The 4,267-nt window shown below is 55.9% G+C and carries 6 protein-coding genes; 3 read left to right on the top strand and 3 right to left on the bottom strand.

The genetic code is table 11. From position 1 onward, the window contains the following. The first annotated feature begins 273 nt into the window (after positions 1-273). Both FJY67_11525 and FJY67_11520 read left to right on the top strand, forming a co-directional pair. Entirely contained in the window at positions 274-606 is a 333-nt protein-coding gene (locus FJY67_11525; protein MBM3330078.1) for a DUF1064 domain-containing protein, read from the top strand. A 135-nt stretch (positions 607-741) separates the two neighbouring features. Then, positions 742-1,125, top strand: a complete 384-nt coding sequence (locus tag FJY67_11520; GenBank protein MBM3330077.1) for a hypothetical protein — start codon at positions 742-744, stop codon at positions 1,123-1,125. Positions 1,126-1,324: 199 nt separating this feature from the next. On the opposite strand, the gene FJY67_11515 is transcribed toward FJY67_11520, so the two are convergent. The 3 genes from FJY67_11515 to FJY67_11505 form a co-directional block, all read right to left on the bottom strand. Then, complete coding sequence (locus tag FJY67_11515; protein ID MBM3330076.1) at positions 1,325-1,714, bottom strand: type II toxin-antitoxin system death-on-curing family toxin; 390 nt, start codon at positions 1,712-1,714, stop codon at positions 1,325-1,327. A 9-nt stretch (positions 1,715-1,723) separates the two neighbouring features. Beyond that, positions 1,724-1,951 (bottom strand): AbrB/MazE/SpoVT family DNA-binding domain-containing protein, encoded by a 228-nt coding sequence (locus tag FJY67_11510; protein ID MBM3330075.1) that lies wholly within the window; start codon positions 1,949-1,951, stop codon positions 1,724-1,726. Positions 1,952-2,583: 632 nt separating this feature from the next. After that, a complete protein-coding gene (locus FJY67_11505) occupies positions 2,584-3,447 on the bottom strand; it encodes a T9SS type A sorting domain-containing protein (GenBank protein MBM3330074.1) in 864 nt (287 codons plus the stop codon). Positions 3,448-3,681: 234 nt separating this feature from the next. Here FJY67_11505 and FJY67_11500 point away from each other — a divergent pair. Beyond that, positions 3,682-4,267 (top strand): hypothetical protein (locus tag FJY67_11500; protein MBM3330073.1); only part of this gene is annotated, 586 nt, incomplete at its 3' end.

The following is a 4,267-nucleotide window of genomic DNA, read 5'->3' as shown; positions in this document are numbered from 1 at the left end:
GCCCGCATCAGGGCTATAGACTAAACGGCTGCACCCCAGCAGAACGACTTATCGCGGCTCCAAAAGCTGCTTGATTGTAAACACGTTGACAAGACAATACACATAATTCAATAATTCAAAATATATATCTATCTCTTTATATACTAACGAGATAATTATGACAAGACTCTCTGCCATAATTCGGCGGTTTCTGACGAAATTCGCCCGGCCTGATCGACCTTCACAGAGGTCAGAACGGAGTGTGTTCTATCGGCCTAAAGAAGGGTGCGGCTTATGAACATTCCTCGCCACCAAATTCGTGCCCGTGGCAGCATCGCTGCGAAAGGCGGCATGAACAACCTTGAGCGCCGCTATGCAAATCATCTTCGCAAACGCCAGCTGGCAGGCGAGATTCACAGTTTCGCCTATGAACGGCACAACCTGAAGTTGGCCGACAAGACCTATTTCAAACCGGACTTCGAAGTGATGCTGCCCGACGGCGCCATCGAGTTCCACGAGGTCAAGGGCTTTATGGAAGAAGACGCAAACGTCAAAATCAAGGTGGCAGCCGATCAGTTCCCCCAGTTCATTTTTCGCCTCATTCGATGGGACAGGCTGGAAGGCTGAAAGATAAGGACGCTGCCGCCACATGACGAGAATGATACAATAGTCCATGGTAACCTTACAGTTTAGACCGCGAAAACGCCTCCCCGCGCCGCTTCTGGCTGCTGGAGATAACCCTGTGGGCATAAGCGTGGACTAATGGCATTCAATAAGGCAGCGAAACAATGCAAAGCAAAGAGCAAACTCTCCGGTGAGAGATGCAAGAACGTGGCTGTCAAAGGCTTTGATGTTTGCAGGATGCACGGCGCGAATTCTAAGAATTCTGGCGGCGCTCCCAAGAAGAATCTTAACGCACTCGTTCACGGGGCGTTCGTTGACCGCTTCCTGAAGGAGGGCGAGGTGGAGATGTTCGACAATTTCATGGCGGGATTGAAGAAAGACATTCCCGATATGAATGAGTCGGCAGATTATGCCATCGCTGTCACTGCTGGAATGGTCTTCATCAGGCTGCAGCGAGCCATCGAAGGCGACGCCCAGCCCAGCAGCGTCGACTTCCTGTCCAAGACGTTGATCCAGCGCTGAAGATCACCAGGCATGCTCGGAAGGGGACGGACGTCAACCTGCCGTCGCCGGCGCAGTGGGCGCTGGACTTGATTGAAAGGGCGAGCCGGAGACGACAGGAACTGGATGGCGGTCAGGAGGTTAGGGCGCTGGCGGGCGGCGCCTTCGACGAAGCGGAAGACGCGGAAATTGAGGAGGAGAACTGAAGGTGAATCGCCTGCTACTTAACCGAATCGGTGGTGTTGCCCGCGAAGAAGGCGGCGATCCCCTCTTTGCCGAGTTCTCCCCGGGCAACGCTCATCACCATCTCTTCGAGGTCTTGCTCGGTCGCCGTGATTTCCTTGCCGTTCAGCATCAGGAAGAGCAGTGCCGCCACCGTTGCCACTCGTTTGTTGCCGTCGACAAACGGATGATTTTGCGCGATGTGGAAGAGATAGGCGGCAGCCATTGCAAACAGGTCAGGGTGCAGGAAGACGCCGCCAAATTGCGCCATCGGCATCGCAATTGCCGATTCAAGCAACTCAGGCTCCCGAATACCGTCCATACCGCCATAACGCTGAATCTGGTCCCGGTGGATTTCGAGGACTTCATCGATGCCGAGAAACTTGATCTCCATCGACTATTCGGCCAGCCGTTTCAATGTGCGGCCATACTTCCGGTTGATCTTGCCCAGTGCGACCTTGAATTGCTTCTGTCGTTCCGGGTCGCGCCTTGGATGCACCACCAAGACATCGCCATTGGTGATCAGCTCCAATGGAGTTTCAGGCTCGAATTGCAGCAATTCCATTATCGGCCTGTCGAGCACCAGAGCCCAACTGTTGCCGTGTTTGACGAGGTTCTTCGTCATGATATGTTCTCCCATTGTAGATACGATGTGTTTACGACTCATAAGATAATACGAATCAAATCTGATTGCAAGGGCAGTCCTGCAGACCTTCCCACTCGACAGAGTTTCAATGCGCACAAACGCGACGTGGGCGACGTTCGGAGGCGAGGCCGAGTGGTTCATCGGCAGGTATTGGCGTCGCGGCGTGGGCGATCTGTCATCGTCGCAGGCGGGACGGAGGGTTATCTGCAAAGCCCAAATAAAAGGTCGCATAGGTCGGGAGGCTGGCAGCCGGAAGTCTTTACGGGGTCGCGGTCGACGGGGCGGGAAAGGTCGCATACGGTCGCGTATGCGACCTTTCAGGCAAGCCCGCGTGCGACCGGATAAAGAGATCCACGCCGCGGGACAGCGACCTATGCGACGTCGTTTCGCGGCTTTTGAAAGGCTTTGCGATTGCCTTGCAAAGCCGTTTTTCAAAGCGACCGACCCCTTGCAAGGGCGAGGTGAAAGTGGTTGTTCCGCGCGGGACATCTAACAACGATGAAACCGCGCCATTCGGTCAAAAATAGCTATTGCCCGAGGCTTGCACACAAATCGCCTTGTGCAAGCCTCGGGCTGATCCTTTGCTGACAGCCCAAGTCGGGACGGCTTATCTACTTCAAGATGACAGCCTGCCTGAGATGCCTTTGTCCGTCGGCTTCCAGTTCATAGAAATAAGTCCCGCTGGTTACCGGCATTCCACTGTCCGACTTTCCGTCCCAGACCACAGTATGCTCGCCAACGCCATAGGGCTTCGCTGAGAAATCCCTGATCAGACGCCCTTGGACATCGTAGATGCGCATTGCGGCGCTGGAGGGTCTCACCAGATTGAACTTGATCTGTGCGCCGGCATTGGTGGGGTTGGGGAAGGGAGGATTGAGAAGGCTTTGCGAGGGAATGGGGGGGGGTTCGTATCCGCTGCCGGGAGCTCTTAACCACTCCCCTCCGCCTCGGCCAATTCTTACGCTGTGAATCCAAGCCTCAGGACTGTCGTTCCAAGCGGATAAATGAACCCCAAATAGGGTCCCGGGTAGATACACCTTATTGATGACCATCGCAAATTCCCGGGTTCCTGTCGCCCGGGAACTAACCGACTGGCTCCACTCCGGTCGTATAGTGCCACCCAAATTCAGGTGAATCTGACCAGAACTTGGCATAGTATAACGGCAGATGATCGTGTCTCCAGGACAGAGGAAAGTATTGATGCCTGCCGCCACACCGGCGCTGCCCAGCGGCTGTCCGCTTGCCGTCAGATGCAAGCTTCCGCCATACTGGGCTGACCAGGATGCCGTTCCCATCCTGTTGTCAACTTCCGAGTTCTCCACGAATATGAAGAACCAGCCGTCCAAATTCCGTTCGAACTCCGAATTTGGAACGAAGAATAGGTCATATGCCTGCGCGACGGCGAAGCCAGGCACGAGGACGACCAGCAGCAACCCGATGAGGACCGCAGATGTGATGTGTTGTGCGCTCTTCATGGCGTTCTCCTTGCGACTTGCGTGTTAGGACAAGGAGCGGCCGCCAATGGGCGACCATAGAATCCTCCCTACCCTGAACAATGGCAAGTTAGTGTTTTGTTTCACAAGTCAAGGGGGTAATGTTTTTTTTGCTGCGGCGGGGGAAAAAGTCCAAAACGTTCCCGGGCTCGACTTAGGTTCGCTCTCGAAGCGTAACCAGAAAGCACTAACGGCGATCCTGAGAGACCCAGTCGCGTGGGGCGAGCTCTCCTGCGTAACCGGGACGGCAGCCCCCGCGCCTACTGGCCGCACCAGAAGGACGACCTGCGTTGCAAGGCCAAGCAGATCGTCCATCAGGACGGGCGCGATGTCGGCAAGTCGGTCTGCATCGTCACCGATGTGCTGCACTATGCCTTCACGACCAAGGGCGGCAGCGGGTTGGTGGCGGCGCCGCATCAAGGGCACTTGGACACGCTGATCGAGGAGTTCGAGTTTCAGTTGGGCGAGAATCCCGATCTGATGTCGGCTATTGCTCAAGGACGAGCGGATCACCCGGCGATCACCCGCAAGCCCTACTTCAAGGCGACCTTCATCTCAGGGACGACGATCTACTTCCGCCCGGGCGGGGACTATGGCAAAGCCTTCCGGTCGCTGCACGTGAACCGGGTCTGGATCGATGAGGCGGCATGGCTGCCGGAAGCAGCCTGGCGGGCGGTGCGGCAGTGCCTCAATGCAAGGATCGTCATTCCCACGAAAGTGGGAATCCAGAGAGGCCGCCATACAAAGACGAGTCTGGATTCCCGCCTTCGCGGGAATGACAAAGGTGGGAGCGGGAGCAGGA

Source organism: Calditrichota bacterium, from assembly GCA_016867835.1.
Classification (GTDB): Bacteria; Electryoneota; AABM5-125-24; order Hatepunaeales; family Hatepunaeaceae; genus VGIQ01.
Note: the sequence above shows the minus strand (reverse complement) of the source record. Positions and strands in the feature narration are given on the sequence as shown.

Coding starts and splice junctions, on each gene's coding strand:
- FJY67_11520 (MBM3330077.1), top strand. CDS start 742: ATGGCATTCAATAAGGCAGCGAAACAATGCAAAGCAAAGAGCAAACTC.
- FJY67_11510 (MBM3330075.1), bottom strand. CDS start 1,951: ATGACGAAGAACCTCGTCAAACACGGCAACAGTTGGGCTCTGGTGCTC.
- FJY67_11505 (MBM3330074.1), bottom strand. CDS start 3,447: ATGAAGAGCGCACAACACATCACATCTGCGGTCCTCATCGGGTTGCTG.
- FJY67_11525 (MBM3330078.1), top strand. CDS start 274: ATGAACATTCCTCGCCACCAAATTCGTGCCCGTGGCAGCATCGCTGCG.